The organism is Skermanella pratensis, assembly GCF_008843145.1.
In the GTDB taxonomy this organism is placed as follows: Bacteria; Pseudomonadota; Alphaproteobacteria; order Azospirillales; family Azospirillaceae; genus Skermanella; species Skermanella pratensis.
Genome location: NZ_CP030265.1, coordinates 5,000,797 through 5,019,831, shown reverse-complemented (window position 1 = coordinate 5,019,831; position 19,035 = coordinate 5,000,797). Strand labels below are relative to the sequence as shown.

The window sequence follows — 19,035 nt, the reverse complement described above, 5'->3', positions numbered from 1 at the left end:
CGGAGCGGGAAGGGGTTGCAGCTTTTCGCGGCATTTCACATATCTGGCGCACCTTACGCATCAGCCTGGTCAAGGCACCAAACCTATATCCGAAGGTGATACTGCAATGTCCGAGGAACGGCTCAGTTTTCAGGCCGAGGTCAGCCGCCTGCTCGACATGGTCGCGCACTCCCTCTACAGCGAGAAGGAGGTGTTCCTGCGCGAGCTGATCTCGAACGCATCCGACGCGTGCGACCGCCTGCGCTACGCGGCCCTGACCCAGCCGGAGCTTTCGGCTGACGATCCCGACCTCAAGATCCGCCTGCTGGCCGACGCCGACGCCAAGACCCTGACGGTGGCGGACAACGGCATCGGCATGAACCGCGAGGACCTGATCGAGAACCTGGGGACCATCGCGCGGTCGGGCACCGCCGCCTTCATGAACAAGCTGACCGGCGACGCCAAGAAGGACATCGGCCTGATCGGCCAGTTCGGCGTCGGCTTCTATTCGGCCTTCATGGTTTCGGAGAAGGTCGAGGTGCTGACCCGCAAGGCGGGCGAAAGCCAGGGATGGCGCTGGGTCTCCGACGGGCGCGGCGAGTTCACGGTGAGCGAAGCGGAGGATGCGCCGCGCGGCACCCGCGTCGTCCTGCACCTGAAGGCCGACGAGGGCGAGTTCCTGGAGGAGCATCGGCTGCGGCGAATCGTCCAGAAATACAGCGACCATATCGCGCTGCCGATCCTGTTCGGCGACGCCGCCGACGCCCAAGCGCTGAACAAGGCCTCGGCGCTGTGGACCCGCTCGAAGAACGAGATCACGGCCGACGAGTACAAGGAATTCTACCACCATGTCGGCCACGCCTTCGACGACCCCTGGCTGACCCTGCACTGGCGGGCCGAAGGCAAGATCGAGTACACCAGCCTGCTGTTCGTCCCCTCGGCCAAGCCGTTCGACCTGTTCAACCCCGACCGCCGGCACCGGGTGAAGCTGTACGTCAAGCGCGTCTTCATCACCGACGAGGCGGAGGGGCTGCTGCCGCCGTACCTGCGCTTCCTGCGCGGCGTGGTGGACAGCGAGGACCTGCCGCTGAACATCAGCCGCGAGATGCTCCAGCACAACCCGATGCTGGCCAAGATCCGCGCCGGCATCGTGCGCCGTGTGCTCGGCGACCTCGCCAGGAAGGCGGACGACGCCGAGCAGGCCGAGTCGTACGCGTCGTTCTGGGAGAACTTCGGCGCGGTCCTGAAGGAGGGACTGTACGAGGACTACGAGCACCGCGAGCAGCTGACCCGGCTGATGCGCTTCCGCACCACGGGTTCCGACGGGCTGGTCTCGCTGGACGACTATGTCGGCCGCATGAAGGAAGGGCAGGACGCGATCTTCTACATCACCGGCGACGACATCGAGGCGCTTCGCCGCAGCCCGCAGCTCGAAGGCTTCAAGGCGCGCGGCGTCGAGGTGCTGCTCCTGACCGATCCGGTCGACGAGTTCTGGATCCCGTCGGTCTCCGAGTACAAGGAGAAGAAGTTCAAGTCGGTCACCCGCGGCGGCGCCGACCTGTCGAAGATCAAGGCGGAGAGCGAGCCGGAGAAGAAGGACGAGGAGAAGCCCGCCGAGAACGACCTGGGCAGCCTGGTCGCGGCGCTGAAGCTGACCCTGGCGGATTCGGTCAAGGACGTCCGGATCTCCGAGCGGCTGACCGACAGCCCGGTCTGCCTGGTGGCCGACGAGGGTGACATGGACATGCACCTGGAACGCCTGCTGAAGCAGCATCGCCAGCTCGACGGCGGCGCCAAGCGGATCCTGGAGGTCAACCCGACCCACCCGCTGATCCGCCGGCTGACCGGCATGGCGGCGAAGGACGGGATCTCCGACAACATCGAGGACGTAGCCTGGCTGCTGCTCGACCAGGCCCGCATCGTCGAAGGGGAGCCGATCCCCGATCCGGCCGCGTTCTCGCGCCGGCTGGCTCTGGTGATGGAGAAGGGGCTGGGCCTGGCCGCGTAAGCGCCGCCCGGGAAGGGCAGGGCCCGGGGTGATCAGGCGTCCAGCCTGAACACCTCGACCCTGCCGCTTCGCCCGCGCAGGCTCTGGGCGCCCAGGGGGCAGAGGGGAACGCAGCCGCCGCTCTCCTCCGCGGTCGTGGCGCCCACGAGCACGATGATCTCGGCGTCGCCCTGCATCGCGGCGCCCAGTTCCTCGATTCGGGCGGCCGTGTTCACGCTGTCGCCGACGATCGTATAGTTGATCCTGCTGGCCGAGCCGATATTGCCGACCACCACCGGGCCGCTGTGCAGGCCGACGCGGATCCGCACCGCCGGCAGGCCGACCGCAAGGCGCTTGGCGTTGTCGGCCCGGAGCGCCAGCGCCATGGCGCGGGCCGCGCGAAGCGCCCGGGCCGCATGGTCGTGCTGCACCTCCGGCGCGCCCCAGAATGCCATGATCGCATCGCCGATGAACTTGTCTACGGTTCCGCCCTCGGCCTCGATGCAGGTGGCCAGCAGGGTGAAGTGGCTGTTCAGCAGGGCCGCGGTCTCGGCGGCGCCGAGATCCTCGGCCAGGTTGCTGAAACCCCGGATGTCGGTGAACATCACGGTCACCTGCCGCTCCTCCGAGACCAGGGCCGACGTGGCGCCACCCTGGGCGCTCCGGCGGATCAGGCGCAGCACCAGCCCCTTGGGAACATAGGTCTCGAACCAGCGCAGCCCGGCGACCATGGCGTTGAAGGCGTCCGCCGCGTTCGCCAGCTCGCGGAATCGGCTGTCGGGCAGGGTCGGGGCGCTGCGGAAGTCGAGCGCGCTGACGCTGGCCGCGGCGGCGGCAAGCCGGGAGATCTGGCGGCTGATGGCGCGCCCGATCCACAGGGCGGCGCCGACCGACACCAGCAGGATGCCGAGGCCGACCAGGCCGGTAGTCCACAGCCGCTCGATCTCGACTCCGACCTCGTCCAGGCGATAGTTGATGCCGACGGTCCAGGGCTGGGCGCCGTAGCCTTCCAGGGTGCGCAGCAGGAACAGGTGGCTGTCGTCGCCGATCTCGACCACTTCCGTGTTGGCGGCGTTGCGCCCGGGGATCACGAAGGTGTCCGCCGGCCGGCTGTTGCGCCAGAGGCTGGCGAGGACGGGATCGTCGACCTGGTCGATCCGCGGCAGCGGCAGCCCGGCGCCGTGGTCGGAGAAGTCGAACTCCTTGTAGCGCAGGGCCTGATGGGCCAGTACGTGCTCCCGGCCATAGAGCACGAAGGCGCTGAGCCCCTCGTCGACGTACAGCTCGGACAGGAAGCGCGAGAGGTCCCCGATGGAGACCCCGACGATCAGCATGCCGATGAAGCGGTCGTCGCGCCGCACTCCCATGCGCACGGTCAGCAGGGTCGTCTTCACGTCGGGCGACCAGACCGGTTCGACCCAGAAAGGACCCTGGCGGTCCCTGGCTTCCGCCATGGCCGCGGTCATATCGGGCGAGGCGGAGAGGTCGAGCGTGCTCTCCACCATCTCGCCGTTGATTCGACCGGCCCTCGTCATTATCTGGTTGAGAGGCGCGAAGCCGACCCCGGTGACCTGGGGCGTCGCGGCCAGCGCCCCGCGGAGCGTGTCGCGCATCGAGTCCGGGTCGTCCGGATCCAGTTTTCCGCTTTCGATCAACCCGTTCAGGTACGTGATCTGATTGCGCGCCGGGTCGAGCTGGTGGCGGACCCTTACCACGACGTTGTCGATCGCCAGGTCGGCCTTGTCGTTCAGCAAGGCAAAAGTGTTGCGCCCGGCGCTGCTGAGCCCCAGGATGAGGACGCTTGCCACCGCGGCCAGCATCAGGGTGCCGAACCCGGCCACCAGCACGGCGGCGATCGGCAGACGCAGGCGACGGCGCCGTCCAACGACCTGACCGGTAATCGGGGAGGTCGTCATCAGGGCGGCGGGGGGAGCGGCCAAGGGTGTCGGTGCGTCTTCGGCCGCTTCGGTCATGGCCGGGAACTTACCCGGTGGGAACCCGGGCGGCAATCGCGATCGTAGGGGGTCGACCGGCTGCTTCGGCTGGTCCGCCCGCGCTTAGGGAGGTTTTGCATGATGGCGTGTGACCGAAGGCGTGGTAACGTGTCATGCGTGCCACGGCATGCCGAACCGCTTATAGTCCAAAGGCGCTCTATGTCATGCGTCGTGTTGACGCTGGCATGAAAGGCGTGCAGGACTGGTATGATCATGCAGTGCTGCAACAGGCTGGAACCTTCTACGCAGAAAATCCACCTCGGAACTGTTAACTGTTGGGGATGCACCATACATTGTGGATAGACGCGGATAATCCACACCGCTTCGCCGCATCGAGTCGTGATGCAGTTCCGGTTGCTCGCAGGGACCAAGGTACAGCCCGGATATGACGAAAGAACACTCGAACCAGACCCTTTACTGCTCCTTCTGCGGCAAGAGCCAGCATGAAGTGGTGAAGCTGATCGCCGGCCCGGCCGTGTTCATCTGCAACGAATGCGTCGATCTTTGCATCGACATCATTCGGGAGGAGAACAAGGAGCGGGACACCAAGGCGGTCGGCACCCCGGCGCCGAGGGAGATCGCGGCGACGCTCGACAGCTATGTCATCGGGCAGGCCCAGGCCAAGAAGGTGCTGGCGGTAGCGGTTCACAACCACTACAAGCGCCTCGCCAACGGGGCGGGTGCCGGGCGGGGCGAGGTTGAAATCGCCAAGTCCAACGTCCTGCTGCTGGGCCCGACCGGCTCTGGCAAGACGCTGCTCGCCCAGACCCTGGCCCGCATCATCGACGTGCCCTTCGCCGTCGCCGATGCGACCACGCTGACCGAGGCCGGCTATGTCGGCGAGGATGTCGAGAACATCGTCCTGAAGCTGCTCCAGGCGGCTGACTACAATGTCGAGCGGGCGCAGCGCGGCATCGTCTATATCGACGAGATCGACAAGATCTCCCGCAAGGGCGAGAACACCTCGATCACCCGCGACGTGTCGGGCGAGGGCGTGCAGCAGGCCCTGCTGAAGATCGTCGAAGGCACCGTCTGCTCGGTTCCGCCCCAGGGCGGCCGCAAGCATCCGGGCCAGGAGTTCATCCAGGTCGACACCTCCAACATCCTGTTCATCTGCGGCGGAGCGTTCGCCGGTCTGGACCGGGTCATCGCGCAGCGCAACCGCGGCACCGTCATGGGCTTCGGGGCCGACGTGAAGGGGCCGGACGAACGGGGCGTCGGCGAACTGCTGCGCGAGGTCGAGCCGGAGGATCTGCTGAAGTTCGGCATGATCCCGGAATTCGTAGGCCGCCTGCCGGTGATCGCGACCTTGGAGGACTTGGACGAGGGGGCCCTGATCAAGGTCCTGACCGAACCGAAGAACGCCCTAGTCAAGCAGTACCAGCGGCTGTTCGAACTGGAGCAGGTCAGCCTCGAGTTCACCGAGGACGCCCTGGCGGCGATCGCCCGCAAGGCGATGCAGCGCAAGACCGGCGCCCGCGGCCTGCGGTCCATTATGGAAGCCGTGCTGCTGGACATCATGTTCGAGTTGCCGGGCATGACCGGCGTCGACAGCGTGGTGATCAACCGCGAGGCCGTCGAAGGCAAGGCCAAGCCGCTGCGCCTGCTGTCCCAGCGCCGTACGGCCTGACGGGATTGAACCTTTCGGAAAGATGGCGGCCGGGTCGGAAGACCCGGCCGCCATCTTTGTTTGCCGGCTCGGCGAGGCGGCCTTGCGGTGCCGTCAGTCCAGCACCTCGATCTGTTCCGGGTGCGTCAGGTCCATGGCGGGACCGTTCCGCTCGTACAGCCAGCCTCGCAGCCTGAGTCTCCTTCCTTCCAGCGCCTTGATGTCCGTTCCGGACGCCGAGAAGGTGCGCGCGTCCTTCGGCGCGATCGTGGCGGTGAAGTCCTTGCGGTAATCCTCCCCAAAATTCAGGAAGATGCGGCCCCGTACGTCCGCGACCTGCCTGACCGTACCTTCGACGAGCTGGTACGTGTCCGGCGGCCCGATCTTGCCGTCAGCTTCCTGTACGCGGTAGTAGCCGAGCGCCCAGATCCCGCGCCTGGCCGCCCTGGCCGACGCCTCCCGGTCGAGCATCTCCCGCGCCGCGGCGCGGTTGTCGGGAAAGGTATAGACGCGGGCAAGGCCGCGGCTCAGCATCTCCCCCTGCGCCCAGGTGCCGTCGTCGTTGTGCAGGTGTGCGAGCGTGCGGCCGTGCCGGTCGCCGCGGGCGCCGCCGTGGGACAGCGTCACGCGCCGGTTCAGCACCAGCTTTTCCAGCTCCTGCTTCGCTTCGCGCGCGAGCGGCCATTCCTTGAAGTTCGGACGGTTGAGCGGCAGCTTGGGCGCCTGGATGCCTACCAGCCGTACTTCCCCGCCGGTGTCCAGCGCCACGGTGTCGCCGTCGATCACCTCCACCACCGTCGCGGTCGCGCCCCTGGCCAGGTCGCGGGCCAAGTCCTGGGTCGGGTCCGCCGCGGCGGCACCGGTCCAGGTTTGGAACAGCAGGACGGACAGCGCGATTGCCCGCGCCAAAATGGCAGGTCCGTTTTCTGTTGCCCGCGCAACGCGGCTTTGCCACGGTGCGCGCCGTCCCATAGACTTCAATCCGCTCCACTTCATACGGCCCGCTCCTATGCCCCGCACCGAGTTGTTCCCCCCGCTCGATCCATACCAGACCGGTCTGCTCCAGGTCGATGCGATCCATACCCTCTACTGGGAACAGTCCGGCAACCCGCGCGGCGTACCGGTGGTCTTCCTTCACGGCGGCCCGGGCGCCGGTGCGTCGCCCACGCACCGGCGCTTCTTCGACCCGTCCCACTACCGCATCGTCATCATGGACCAGCGCGGGGCCGGACGCTCGACTCCCCTTGGGGAGATCCGGGACAATACCACCGACCACCTGATCGCCGACCTGGAACAGCTCCGGACCGAACTGGGCATCGAGCGCTGGCACGTGTTCGGCGGGTCCTGGGGCAGCACCCTGGGGCTGGCCTATGCGCAGGCGCACCCCGGACGCTGCATCAGCCTGATGCTGCGCGGCATCTTCCTCATGCGCCGATCCGAGATCCAGTGGTTCCTGTACCACATGCGGACGATCTTTCCCGAGGCCTGGACCAACTTTTCCAATTTCCTGCCCGCGGAAGAGCGCGGAGACCTGCTCGAGTCGTACTACCGCCGGCTGACCGGCTCCGACTACGGCATGCGCATGGCGGCGGCGCGGGTCTGGAGCGTCTACGAGGGCGCCTGTTCGACCCTGCTTCCCAGCCCTGAGCTTCTCTCGGCCTCCGGCGAGGATACCCACGCGCTCGGCCTCGCACGGATCGAGGCCCATTATTTCCGGAACAACATGTTCACGCCGGAGAACCGCCTGCTGGAGGGCATCGGCCGGATCCGCGGCATCCCCGCGGTGATCGTCCAGGGCCGCTACGACATCGTCTGCCCGATCGCTACCGCGGACGAGCTGCACCAGGCTTGGCCGGAAGCGGACTACGTGGTCGTTCCGGATGCGGGCCATTCGGCCATGGAGCCAGGCATTCGGGCTGCCCTCGTTGCGGCTACGGAAAAATTCAGGAATCTGGCCTGATGGTGAGTGTATCGCATCGCCGCATGAACCATTTACCAGATGTTACACTTCCGCCTATATCCTAGATCCTGTTTCTGTTGACAGAGGGCTTGGTGATCCAGATGCGTCGCATGATGGCAGTCGTGGTCGCGCTTGGATTCTGCCTGACGGCAGTCGAGGCTGCGGCCCAGGTCAGTTCCACCCAGCCGAAGCCGGAGTACATCACCGGCGGCGTCGGCTATTTCGACCTCAAGCCGGCCGAGCCCAGCTCCAATGTCCAATTGGAATGGGGATTGGGGCTCAAATACTGGCTGTTCGTGCCCGAGTCGGCCGGCTCGGCCCTGGCGCCCAGCGACCGCAACGCGGTCACGCCCGGCGGCACCCAGGGCGGCATCGGCCTTGAACTGTCGCTGGGCGACAGCTTCATCTTCACGCCGAGCATCGCCGCCGGAGTCGCCGACAAGGGGGAGGTGCACGACCCGACCGACCCGAACCGGGGGCAGATCGAGATCCGGACCGGTATCGCCGCCGCCTACGAGTTCTCGAACGACTGGCGGCTCGGCGCGACATATTTCCACGTGACCAACCCGGCTCAGGACGGCACCTCCATGGGATATGGCGGGGATGTGCTGAACTTCACGCTGGCGGTGCCGTTCGGCGCGAAGTAGCCGCGTCTGCCTCGCCCCGCGCACCTGAAACGCAGGTGCGCGGGGCGCATATGCCTCTAATTTTAGCAGTATACTACCGCGTTCGGGTTAATCGGCCGGGGCTCCGCGCGTATCCTTCATCCGGATATGCAGACTGGAGAACAGCCATGTCGGACCACCGCGCATTTCGCGGACCGTATCAGGACCCGGCTTCCAACGGATCGCCGCAGGCGACGGGAGCGTTCCCGTCGATTCCCGAACTTCGGGGCTTCGAGTCGGCAAGGCCGCTTCAAGATTTCGGTGCCGACTGCCCGATCATTCCGGCCGGCCGCCTGACGCGTCGCCTGCTCGACGCCGTGTTCTGAGGGGAGTGAGCCGTGGCGTCCTGCGAGCTTCCGGCACCGCCGTCCCCGACGGACGGGAGCCGAGTCCTGTCACCGGCCGAGCGCGTAGCCCGTTTGGCTTGGGCCGAGTGCGCAGCCTCGACCGCCCGCCGCGATGTCCTGAGGGATGCCACGGCCGCAGCGGGGCGCGAAGACGACGGCATCCTTCTCGAGTAAATCATCTCAAGAGACAATTAACCTGTTCTCCCTAGAACTGGCTGGGCGTCGCAGCCATGCAACAATGTGCATGAGCGGCTTTACGCCGAAATCTCATGTTTCTGGGGGAAACGTGCTCAGCGCGTTCAAGGATTCAAAGATAGCCGCCCGACTGGTATTCAGCTTCGGCGGCATTCTCGTTCTGCTGCTCGTCTTGACGCAGATAGCCGTTCAGGAGGTGAACACTATCAGCAGCCGCTTGTCGGCGATCAACGATGTCAACAATGTCAAACAGAGATACGCGATCAATTTCCGGGGCAGCGTCCATGATCGGGCAATCAGCCTGCGCGACGTCACGCTGCTGACCGACAGCGGAGAGATCAAGTCCGAACTGGGCACCATCGACCGGCTGTCCGCCGACTACGCCCGGTCGGCGGACCTGCTGGACGGGATGTTCCTCGCGCGCAGCGACATCCCGCCCCGGGAGCGCGAGATCCTCGCGGGCATCAAGGAGACCGAGGCAAAGACCCTGCCGCTGATCCGGAAGGTGATCGATGCCCGGCAGACGGGAGATGCCGCCCGGGCCAGGGATATCCTGGTCGAGCAGGCCCGTCCGGCGTTCGTCGAGTGGCTTGCCCGGATCAACCGGTTCATCGACCTGCAGGAAGAGGAGAACATGAGGGTCGCGGAAGACGCCCGGTCGATCGCGCAGCGGTTCCAGATGCTGATGTTCGCCCTGTGCGGCGCGACGCTTTGCGTCGGCGCCGGACTGGCGTGGTGGTCCATCCACTCGGTCAAGCCCCTGCGCCGGCTGACCGAGACGACGCTCCGCCTGGCCGGCGGCGATCTGACGACCGAACTGCCGAAGGCGACCGGCAGGGACGAGGTCGGCGACATCATCCAGGCGGTCCAGGTGTTCAAGGACAACATGGTCCGCGCCAAGCGGCTGGAGGAGGAGACGGCTGAGGCCGAGCGCCGCGCCGAATCCGGGAAGCGGCGGGCCATGAACGATCTGGCCGACCAGTTCGAGCGCAGCGTCGGCTCCATCGTCGGCCTCGTGTCGTCCGCCGCGTCCGAGCTGGAATCGGCGGCGCAGATCCTGAACGGGACGCTGGAAAAGACCAACGCCCAGGCCGGCACGGTGGCCGCGGCGGCCACCCAGGCGACGGCCAACGTCGAGACGGTGGCGCTGGCCTGCGAGGAACTGGCGGTATCGGTCCGCAACATCGGACTGCAGGTCCGACAGTCGTCGGAGATTTCGAACCGCGCCGTCCGCAACGCCGAGGCGACGCAGGGGACGACCGAGGGCCTTGTCTCCGCCACCCGGAACATCGGGGAGGTGGTCAAGCTGATCAACGACATCGCCCAGCAGACCAACCTCCTGGCCCTGAACGCGACGATCGAGGCGGCGCGGGCGGGGGAGGCGGGCAAGGGGTTTGCCGTCGTCGCGTCGGAGGTGAAGAACCTGGCGAACCAGACCGCCAAGGCGACCGAGGACATCACCGCCCAGATCGCGGATGTGCAGAGCGTCACCCAGCGCATGGTGGCCTCGATCCGGGAGATCGGCGAGGTGATCGGCGAAAGCAGCGCCATCGCGTCCGAGATCGCCACGGCGGTCGCGGAACGGGACGCGGCGACGCAGGAGATCGCCCGCAACGTCCAGCAGGCTTCCGCGGGCACGTCCCAGGTCTCCGACGCGATCGTCCAGGTCAGCGGGGCCGCCGCGGAGGGCGGTTCGGCCGCGACCCGCGTGCTGTCGAGCGCCAGGGAGCTGTCCCGGTCGGCATCCGGCCTGCGGGAGGAGGTCACGGCATTCCTCGCCAAGGTCCGCGCGGCCTGACGGCCGCCGAGGGTGCCCGCGGACCGGAACCGCGGGAGGAGTCGCCGGCCGGCGCACTGCCGGCTTGCTTTCGCCCGCGCTCCCCACTATAACCCACGGCTCATTCGGGCGGCGAGGCCGGGTCGTTGGACCCTACGGACATGCCCAACCGCTCTGATATCTCACTCCAGGTTCTTGGGAGCAGAAATGTCCAAGTTGAAGACCCATAGCGGTTCGAAGAAGCGCTTCAAGGTGACGGCCTCCGGCCGCGTCAAGGCCCAGGCCGCCGGCAAGCGCCACGGCATGGTCAAGCGTACCCAGAAGATGAAGCGCAACGCGCGCGGCACCATGGTGCTGGCGCCGCAGGATGGCGAGACCATCCTGAAGAACTTCCTGCGCAACGCCTGATCGGGAGACCTGAACCATGGCACGTGTCAAGCGGGGCGTAACCACTCACGCCCGTCACCGTAAGATCCTCAAGCTGGCCAAGGGCTATCGCGGCCGGTCCAGCAAGTGCTTCCGCATTGCGATCCAGAAGGTCGAGAAGGCGCTCCGTTACGCCTATCGCGACCGCCGCAACAAGAAGCGCGAGTTCCGCGGCCTGTGGATCCAGCGTATCAACGCCGGCGTCCGTCAGCACGGCCTGACTTATTCGCGCTTCATGAACGGCATGAAGCGGGCCGGAATCGACGTGGACCGCAAGGTCCTGGCCGACATCGCCGCGCGCGAGCCGGACGCGTTCAAGGTCCTGGTCGACAAGGCCCAGGCCGCTCTCGCCCAGGCTGCTTGATCTCTTCGGGCGCCCGTCCATAGGGGCGCCAGAGCGATCGACGGCAATTGACTAGGGGGCCGCCCGGCTGGGCTGGCCCCCTTTTCGCGCTTGCCGCACCCATCTCCGGCGGCGCCCAACCTTGACGAGGAACCCATGTCCGCTCTCGAAGCGCTGAAGACGGAATTGCTGACGGCGGTGAGCCAGGCCGCCGATCTGGCCGCGCTGGAAGAGGTCCGCGTCGCCGCACTGGGCAAGAAGGGCCGCATCACGGGCCTGATGGCCGACATGCGCAGCCTGTCCCCCGAGGAGCGCAAGGAACGCGGCCAACTGATGAACGCCCTGAAGGACGAGGTCGGGGCGGCGCTGGACGCCCGCAAGGGCGAGCTGCACAAGGCGGAACTGGCCCGGCGCCTGGAGGCCGAGCGCATCGACGTCACCCTGCCGGTCCGGGCGGAGAGCCAAGGCCGCGTCCATCCGATCACCCAGACCATCGACGAGCTGACCGCGATCTTCGCCGACATGGGGTTCTCGGTGGCCGAGGGGCCGGACATCGAGGACGACTTCCATAACTTCACCGCGCTGAACTTCCCGCCCGGCCATCCGGCGCGCGACATGCACGACACCTTCTACCTGCCGGACCGTCCGACCGACGGCAGCCGCATGCTTCTGCGTACCCACACCTCGCCGGTGCAGGTCCGCTCGCTGCTGGCCGACAAGGCGCCGATCCGCGTGATCATCCCCGGCCGGACATATCGTTCCGACTACGACATGACCCATACCCCGATGTTCCATCAGGTCGAAGGGCTGGTCGTGGACGAGAAGACCAGCATGGCGCACCTGCGCGGCTGCCTGATCGAGTTCTGCCGAGCCTTCTTCGACGTGGACGATCTGCCGCTGCGCTTCCGGCCCAGCTTCTTCCCCTTCACCGAGCCCTCGGCGGAGGTCGACATCGGCTGCCTGCGGCGTGGCGGCGAGCTGAAGATCGGCAATTTCGGCGACTGGCTGGAGATCCTGGGCTGCGGCATGGTGCATCCCAACGTGCTGGAGAACTGCGGCATCGACAGCACGAAGTACCAGGGCTTCGCCTTCGGCATGGGCATCGAGCGCATCGCCATGCTGAAATACGGCATTCCCGATCTGCGCACCTTCTTCGAGGCCGACCTGCGCTGGCTGAAGCATTACGGCTTCGTGCCCCTCGACGTGCCTTCCCTGGCCCAGGGCCTGAACCGATAAGGACAGCCGACGATGAAGCTCACCCTTTCCTGGCTGAAGGCCCACCTGGACACCGGGGCCGACGTCGAGACGATCTCTTCGAAGCTGACCGCGCTCGGCCTGGAGGTCGAGGAGGTCGTGGACCGCGCCAAGGGGCTTGAAGCCTTCCGCGTGGCCTACGTGGTCTCCGCCGAGAAACACCCCGACGCCGACAAGCTGCGCGTCTGCATGGTCGATACCGGATCCGAAACGGTCCAGGTCGTCTGCGGCGCGCCCAATGCCCGCACCGGCATGAAAGGCGTCTTCGCGCCGACCGGCTCGGTCATCCCGGCGACCGGCGTGGAACTGAAGAAGGGCGTCATCCGTGGCGTCGAGTCCAACGGGATGCTCTGTTCCGAGCGCGAAATGGGCTTGTCGGACGCCCACGAGGGCATCATCGACCTGCCCGGGGACGCTCCCGTGGGAGCCCCCTTCGCCTCGGTGGTCGGCCTGGACGACCCCCTGATCGACGTTTCGCTGACGCCGGACCGGGCGGATTGCGCCGGCGTCCGCGGCATCGCCCGCGATCTGGCGGCGACCGGCCTCGGCCAGCTGAAGCCGCTGGAGACCACGCCGGTGCCGGGCGCCTTCCCCAGCCCGATCGGCGTCACGCTCGACTTCCGGCACGAGGACGAGACGGCCTGCCCGATGTTCGTCGGCCGCCTGATCCGCGGCGTGAGGAACGGCCCGAGCCCGCGCTGGCTGCAGGACCGGCTGATGTCCATCGGGCTGCGGCCGATCTCGGCCCTGGTCGACATCACCAACCTGCTGACCCATGACATCGCCCGGCCGCTGCACGTGTTCGACGCGGGCAAGCTGCGGGGCGGGCTGACGGTCCGGCTGGCCCGCGCGGGCGAGACGCTGCTGGCCCTGAACGGCAAGGAATACGGCCTCGACGAGGGCATGACCGTGATCGCCGACGACAGCGGCGTGGTCAGCCTGGGCGCCGTCATGGGCGGCGAGAGCACCGGCGTCACCGAGACGACGACCGACGTGTTCCTGGAGGTGGCGCTGTTCGACCCGGTGCGCACGGCGCAGACCGGCCGCAAGCTGTCGATCGACAGCGACGCCCGCTATCGGTTCGAGCGCGGCGTCGATCCCGCCTTCGTGATTCCCGGCGCCGAGATCGCGACGCGGCTGATCCTGGAGATCTGCGGCGGCACGGCCGGCGAGCTGGTGGTCGCCGGATCCGAGCCGTCCTGGCGACGGGAGCTGACCCTGCGCCCCGGCCGTACCCTGGAGTTGGGCGGGGTGGATGTTCCGGTGCCGGAACAGGTACGCATCCTGGAGATGCTGGGCTTCGGCGTGGCGGAGCGGAGCGACGGCGTCATGAACGTGCTGCCGCCGAGCTGGCGCGCCGACATCCACGGCGAGGCGGATCTGGTCGAGGAGGTGCTGCGCGTCCACGGCTACGAGCACATCCCGGCGATCCCGCTGGAGCGGACGGCGGCGATCAGCCGCCCCGCGCTGAACGCCAGGCAGAAGCGCACGGCCATGGCCCGGCGCGTGCTGGCCGTGCGCGGCCTGTCGGAGGCGGTCACCTGGTCCTTCATGTCGTCCGCCCATGTCGACCTGTTCGGCGGCGTGATGGACGAGCTGCGGCTGCTGAACCCGATCAGCGCCGACCTGGACGTCATGCGCCCCTCTATCCTGCCCAACCTGATCCAGGCCGTCGGCCGCAATGCCGACCGGGGCTATCCCGACGCCGGCCTGTTCGAGGTCGGTCCGGTCTTCCGCGACCCTTCGCCGCAGGGGCAGGACACTGTCGCCGCCGGCGTCCGATCCGGCACCCTGGTGCCGCGCCAGTGGGCGGAGAAGCAGCGCCCGGTCGACGCGTTCGACGTCAAGGCCGACGCCCTGGCGGTGCTCGAAGCCGCGGGCGCTCCGACGGGCAACCTGCAGGTCACGACCGACGCGCCGGCTTGGTACCATCCCGGGCGGTCCGGCGTCCTGCGCCTCGGCCCGACGGTGCTCGCCCGTTTCGGCGAAGTGCATCCGGAAGTGCTGGGCGCGCTGGGCGCCAAGGGGCCGGTCGCGGCGTTCGAGGTGATGCTCGACGCGGTGCCGGTGCCGAAGAGGAAGGGCGGGACGGCCAAGCCCCTGCTGCGGCTTTCCCTGTTCCAGCCGATCCAGCGCGACTTCGCGTTCCTGGTCGACGCCTCGGTCGAGGCCGAAAAGCTGGTGCGGGCGGCCAAGGGCGCGGACAAGGCGCTGATCACCGACGTGTCGGTCTTCGACGTCTACCAGGGGCAGGGGATCGAGCCGGGCACCAAGTCGCTCGCCATCTCGGTCACCATCCAGCCCACCGGCAAGCCGCTGACCGAGCCGGAGATCGACGGGATCGGCACCAAGGTGGTCGCCGCGGTATCGAAGGCGACCGGCGGCACTTTGCGCGGTTGACAACAATCGGTTCCGTCCATGGTTTAATGGAGGGACGGTTCGGCCGGCGGCGGGCAGCCCGATACCCGCCGCCGGCCACCAGCGGTCTCTTGAACCTTCGAGGTGCCGGGCATGGGCTCCCACTCTCACCACGACCATGGCGGCGGGCATGGCCACGCCCATTCCCACTCGCATAACGAGCGCCGCCTGCTGCTGGCCCTGCTGCTGACCGGGGGCTTCATGGTGGTGGAGGCGGCCGGCGGCATCCTGGCCGGCTCGCTGGCCCTGCTCGCCGATGCCGGGCACATGCTGACCGACACGGCGGCGCTGGCCCTGGCCTTGTACGCCTTCCGGGTCAGCCGGCGGCCGGCCACGGCGGACCGGTCCTACGGACAGCACCGGTTCCAGGTGCTCGCGGCCCTGATCAACGGCGCCACGCTGGTCGCGGTGGCCGCCTGGATCGTCCTGGAGGCGGCCGAGCGGTTGCTGGATCCCGTTCCCGTCATGGGCACGACCATGCTCGCCATAGCCGCGACCGGCCTTGCGGTCAACGTCGCGGGGTTCCTGATCCTGCACGGGGGCGACCAGGAGAACCTCAACATGAGGGGAGCGGCGCTCCATGTCCTGGGCGACCTGCTGGGCTCTGTCGCCGCCATCGTCGCCGCCGGCGTCATCCTGTGGACCGGCTGGACTCCGATCGACCCGATCCTCTCGGTCCTGGTCGCGCTGCTCATCCTCCGCAGCGCCTGGACCCTGGTGGGCCGGTCCTGGCACGTGCTGATGGAGGGAACGCCGGAGGGGCTGGACATCGACCGGCTCAGCCGCGAACTGGCCGACGCCGTGCCCGGCGTGGCGGACGTCCACCATGTCCATGCCTGGTCGCTGACGCCCGACCGCCCGCTGATCACCTTCCACGCCAGCCTCGCCGCCGGCGCCGACCACGACGAGGTGCTGCGCCGGCTCCGCCATGAACTGGCGCACCGTTTCGACATCGAGCATTCCACGATCCAGCTGGAGCGGGACCCGTGCCAGGCTGAATCCTGCCGGGGCAGGACCTTCGCCTGAGCCGCTCCGTCGGGCAGCCAGGGCGCGGATCGGCGCCCGAAAAACCATCGACTGAAAAAAATTCATGGGGCGTCAACGTGCAGTGATCCATTTCACAGCGCGATCCCGGTTCCGGGGCCACTCTCCCGGCAGTCCTCACCCCTTGGATTTCCATCGGAAGTCGAAGGGCACCAGGAGAGCCAGGAGCGCCGTGATGACCGTTATCCCGTTTCCCGCCTGCCGCTTCACCCCTGCCGATCTGGCCGCCTTCTACCGGATCGCGCTGCCCAAATGCTCACGGGGCGCCTGGGCGGCAGTGGCCCGGCATACCGGCCGGCATCACGACAGGCTGCTGATCTCGCTTCCGGGGATCGAGGATCCCGTCTTCGTCTTCGAGCGCGACGTGAGCGGCCGGTACCGGCTGTGGTTCAGGGAAGGCGGCGCGCGCTGCATCGGGTCGGCCGCGACTGCTGAGGAGTGCCTCGGCGTCTGGCACGCCGCACCTGTGCGCAGGCGATCCGGCGCGGTGCCGGGGCGCTGACGCTCCGGATCATGTTAAATGTATATTAACCACGATGGTCGAGTCTTCGGATCCATAGCGATGCCGAAACGACCCTTCCGTCTCGTCCCCGAGGGACGGGCCGACTCGAACCGGCGGCGCAATCCATCGACAATCGGCGCCTCGCGCCCCTCAACAGCCGATCGGCCGCGGCGCGTCCAGATGAGCCTGCTCTCACGCCTGATCCTGATCTTCCTGTCCATCCTGGTCCCCGGGGTCGGCATCGGCGTCTTCACCGACTACCAAGCCCGGAACTCGGCCGAGGCCGCGGTCCGGGAAGAGGCTTCCAGACTGCTCGACCGGGTCCAGGGGGAGCAGGCGCGCGTCTTCGAAGGCATCCGGCAGATCGCGGCCCTGGTCGCGGCGACCGACGCCGTGCGGGCCGCCGACCGCGCCGAGTGCCAGGCCCTGCTGGACCGGACCGTCCAGCGGCTGTCGCCCCATCTGACCATATCGGTCGCGGACCGGCAGGGCGTCCTGTTGTGCTCCAGCCGGCCGGACCAGGTCGGACGTTCGGTCGGTGGCCGCTCCGACATCATGGCGGCGCTGAAGACCGACGAGATGGTGGTCGGCGAGTTCATCCGTCCGGAAATGTCGGCCCGCGGCGGCGCCCTGCCGTTCGCCCTGCGCTACGGCGACGATGCCGGGCAGGTCGGCGGCGTCGTGACCGTGCTGCTCGACGTGGCATGGTGGAACGCCGTCCCCGACGAGGTCCCGTTGCCCGACGGCGTTTCCCTGATCGTCACCGACCGCGCCGGGACCATCCTGGCGGTCCGGTCGGCCCACGCCGCCGCGCCGAACCGGGAGACCCCGGAAGTGATGGCGACGGTGCGCCCCTCCGCCGCGGTCCGGGGCCTTTTCGTCGGGATCGGCGTCGGCATCGACCCGGAGGAGATCCGCCAGCGTCTCGACGACATGGTGCGGCACCGGACGCTGATGATCGGCGCCGGGCTGCTGGCGGCCCTGGCAGCCGCCGCGGCGCTGGCGTACCGGCTCGTCCTCCACCCGGTCACGGCGCTGGCCCGCACGGCGGACCTGTGGCGGGCCGGCGATGCCAGGGCGGGCGCCTTCGCCAGCGACGACACGTCCGAGTTCGGGACCCTGGGGCGCACCTTCGACGCCATGGCCGACGCGCTGGAGCGCAGCCGGCAGGAGCGGGAACGGGCCGAAGCGGCGGCCGACCGGATGGCGGCGGTCCTGGAAGGCACCGCCGACGGGATCTGCGAGGTCGATTGCGGCTGGCTGATCACCTACGCCAACCAGCAGTGCCGGACCCTGCTGGGCGGCGATCGGGAACTGGTCGGCCTGCCGCTGCTGGAGGCACTGCCGGAGTCGCTGGCCGACACCTTCCGGATCGAATGCGCGCGGGCCCTGGCGGATCAGGTTCCGGTCAGCTTCGAAGCCTATCCGGCGCCGCTCTCGCGCTGGCTGTCGGTCCGGCTGCTGCCGTGCCGGGACGGCCTGCTGATCTCCTTCCAGGACATCACCGAGCGGCGCGAGACGGAACTCTGCATCGAGCGGGCGGAGGCCCATTACCGGGCGATCGTCGACACCGCCGTGGACGGAATGGTCGTGATCGACCACGTCGGGATCATACAGTCGTTCAACCCGGCGGCCGAGCGCATGTTCGGCCATGCCGCGGCGGAGGTCGTCGGCCGGAACGTCACGGTGCTGATGCAGGACCGCGACGCCGCGGTCCATGACGGCCACATCTGGAACTACCGGCACGGCAGCGACCGCAACGTGATCGGACGGAAGCGCGACCTGGAGGGGCGGCGCAAGGACGGCACGGTCTTCGCGCTGGAACTGTCGGTCGCCGAGTGGTCGGATGGGCGGCAGCGGTTCTTCACGGGGTTCATGCGCGACATCACCGCGCGCCGCCGGACCGACGCCGCGATCCAGGCGGCGCGCGACGAGGCGGTGGCCGCGCGCACCGAGGCGGAACGGGCCGTCCTGGCGAAATCGAAGTTCCTGGCCGCCGCGAGCCACGACCTGCGCCAGCCCGTGCAGTCCCTGTTCTTCCTGGGATCGGCTCTGGCCGACGGGCTGCAGGACCATCCCATGCTGCCGTTGGTCGGCAGCATCAACCAGACGACCGAAGCCCTGAAGCTGCTGCTCGACGGGCTGCTCGACATTTCCAAGCTGGATGCCGGGGTCGTCACTCCCCAGGTGGCGGACGTGCCGATCGACGGGCTGCTCCGCCGCCTGGGCGCGGAATACGCCCACCGCGCCGAGCGGCAGGGTTTGCGCCTCAAGGTCGTGGAGTCCGCCTGCACGGTGCAGAGCGACGCGATGCTGCTGGAACGGATCCTGCGCAACCTGATCGAGAACGCGCTTCGCTACACCGAGCGGGGACGCATCCTGATCGGCTGCCGCCGGACCCCTTCCGACACCCTGCGCATCGAGGTGCTGGATACCGGCATCGGGTTCCCGACCGACCAGGCCAGGGCAATCGCTTGAAGGGCTGTCATTGTAGGATTCCCTGGATTGTCGGGATGTGATTCAAAGGAATCTCCT

At 67.9% G+C, this 19,035-nt stretch carries 15 protein-coding genes; 13 read left to right on the top strand and 2 right to left on the bottom strand.

Going from position 1 to position 19,035, the window contains the following annotated elements:
- The first annotated feature begins 106 nt into the window (after positions 1 to 106).
- Positions 107 to 1,987: a molecular chaperone HtpG gene (htpG, locus tag DPR14_RS23050; RefSeq protein ID WP_158047232.1), complete on the top strand. Its 1,881-nt coding sequence runs from the start codon at positions 107 to 109 to the stop codon at positions 1,985 to 1,987.
- Positions 1,988 to 2,019: 32 nt separating this feature from the next.
- Here htpG and DPR14_RS23045 read toward each other — a convergent pair whose 3' ends face one another.
- On the bottom strand, positions 2,020 to 3,939 hold the full coding sequence (locus DPR14_RS23045) for an adenylate/guanylate cyclase domain-containing protein (RefSeq protein ID WP_158047231.1): 1,920 nt from the start codon (positions 3,937 to 3,939) through the stop codon (positions 2,020 to 2,022).
- A gap of 406 nt (positions 3,940 to 4,345) precedes the next feature.
- Here DPR14_RS23045 and clpX point away from each other — a divergent pair, with 406 nt between their 5' ends.
- Complete coding sequence (gene clpX, locus DPR14_RS23040; RefSeq protein WP_158047230.1) at positions 4,346 to 5,590, top strand: ATP-dependent Clp protease ATP-binding subunit ClpX; 1,245 nt, start codon at positions 4,346 to 4,348, stop codon at positions 5,588 to 5,590.
- 93 nt (positions 5,591 to 5,683) lie between these two features.
- On the opposite strand, the gene DPR14_RS23035 is transcribed toward clpX, so the two are convergent.
- Positions 5,684 to 6,478: a thermonuclease family protein gene (locus tag DPR14_RS23035; RefSeq protein ID WP_192499124.1), complete on the bottom strand. Its 795-nt coding sequence runs from the start codon at positions 6,476 to 6,478 to the stop codon at positions 5,684 to 5,686.
- Between the two features lie 100 nt (positions 6,479 to 6,578).
- Here DPR14_RS23035 and pip point away from each other — a divergent pair, with 100 nt between their 5' ends.
- The 11 genes from pip (at position 6,579) to DPR14_RS22980 (ending at position 18,978) form a co-directional block, all read left to right on the top strand.
- A complete protein-coding gene (pip, locus tag DPR14_RS23030; protein WP_158047228.1) occupies positions 6,579 to 7,529 on the top strand; it encodes a prolyl aminopeptidase in 951 nt (316 codons plus the stop codon).
- A gap of 110 nt (positions 7,530 to 7,639) precedes the next feature.
- Entirely contained in the window at positions 7,640 to 8,176 is a 537-nt protein-coding gene (locus DPR14_RS23025; RefSeq protein WP_158047227.1) for a hypothetical protein, read from the top strand.
- 146 nt (positions 8,177 to 8,322) lie between these two features.
- The gene (locus DPR14_RS23020; RefSeq protein WP_158047226.1) at positions 8,323 to 8,520 is read left to right on the top strand and encodes a hypothetical protein; all 198 of its coding nucleotides are present in this window, start codon (positions 8,323 to 8,325) and stop codon (positions 8,518 to 8,520) included.
- A gap of 259 nt (positions 8,521 to 8,779) precedes the next feature.
- Positions 8,780 to 10,534, top strand: coding sequence for a methyl-accepting chemotaxis protein (locus tag DPR14_RS23015; RefSeq protein WP_343038674.1), 1,755 nt, complete (start codon positions 8,780 to 8,782; stop codon positions 10,532 to 10,534).
- A gap of 186 nt (positions 10,535 to 10,720) precedes the next feature.
- Positions 10,721 to 10,921 (top strand): 50S ribosomal protein L35, encoded by a 201-nt coding sequence (rpmI, locus tag DPR14_RS23010; protein WP_158047224.1) that lies wholly within the window; start codon positions 10,721 to 10,723, stop codon positions 10,919 to 10,921.
- Between the two features lie 16 nt (positions 10,922 to 10,937).
- Positions 10,938 to 11,303, top strand: a complete 366-nt coding sequence (rplT, locus tag DPR14_RS23005; protein WP_158047223.1) for a 50S ribosomal protein L20 — start codon at positions 10,938 to 10,940, stop codon at positions 11,301 to 11,303.
- Positions 11,304 to 11,438: 135 nt separating this feature from the next.
- Positions 11,439 to 12,518 carry a phenylalanine--tRNA ligase subunit alpha gene (gene pheS / locus DPR14_RS23000; RefSeq protein ID WP_158047222.1) on the top strand — a complete coding sequence of 360 codons (1,080 nt, stop codon included), beginning with the start codon at positions 11,439 to 11,441 and terminating at the stop codon, positions 12,516 to 12,518.
- A gap of 12 nt (positions 12,519 to 12,530) precedes the next feature.
- Positions 12,531 to 14,936, top strand: a complete 2,406-nt coding sequence (gene pheT, locus DPR14_RS22995; protein ID WP_158047221.1) for a phenylalanine--tRNA ligase subunit beta — start codon at positions 12,531 to 12,533, stop codon at positions 14,934 to 14,936.
- A 111-nt stretch (positions 14,937 to 15,047) separates the two neighbouring features.
- A complete protein-coding gene (locus tag DPR14_RS22990) occupies positions 15,048 to 15,980 on the top strand; it encodes a cation diffusion facilitator family transporter (RefSeq protein ID WP_158047220.1) in 933 nt (310 codons plus the stop codon).
- A gap of 193 nt (positions 15,981 to 16,173) precedes the next feature.
- Positions 16,174 to 16,500: a hypothetical protein gene (locus DPR14_RS22985; protein WP_158047219.1), complete on the top strand. Its 327-nt coding sequence runs from the start codon at positions 16,174 to 16,176 to the stop codon at positions 16,498 to 16,500.
- 180 nt (positions 16,501 to 16,680) lie between these two features.
- Positions 16,681 to 18,978: a PAS domain S-box protein gene (locus tag DPR14_RS22980; RefSeq protein ID WP_192499123.1), complete on the top strand. Its 2,298-nt coding sequence runs from the start codon at positions 16,681 to 16,683 to the stop codon at positions 18,976 to 18,978.
- Positions 18,979 to 19,035 lie beyond the last annotated feature (57 nt).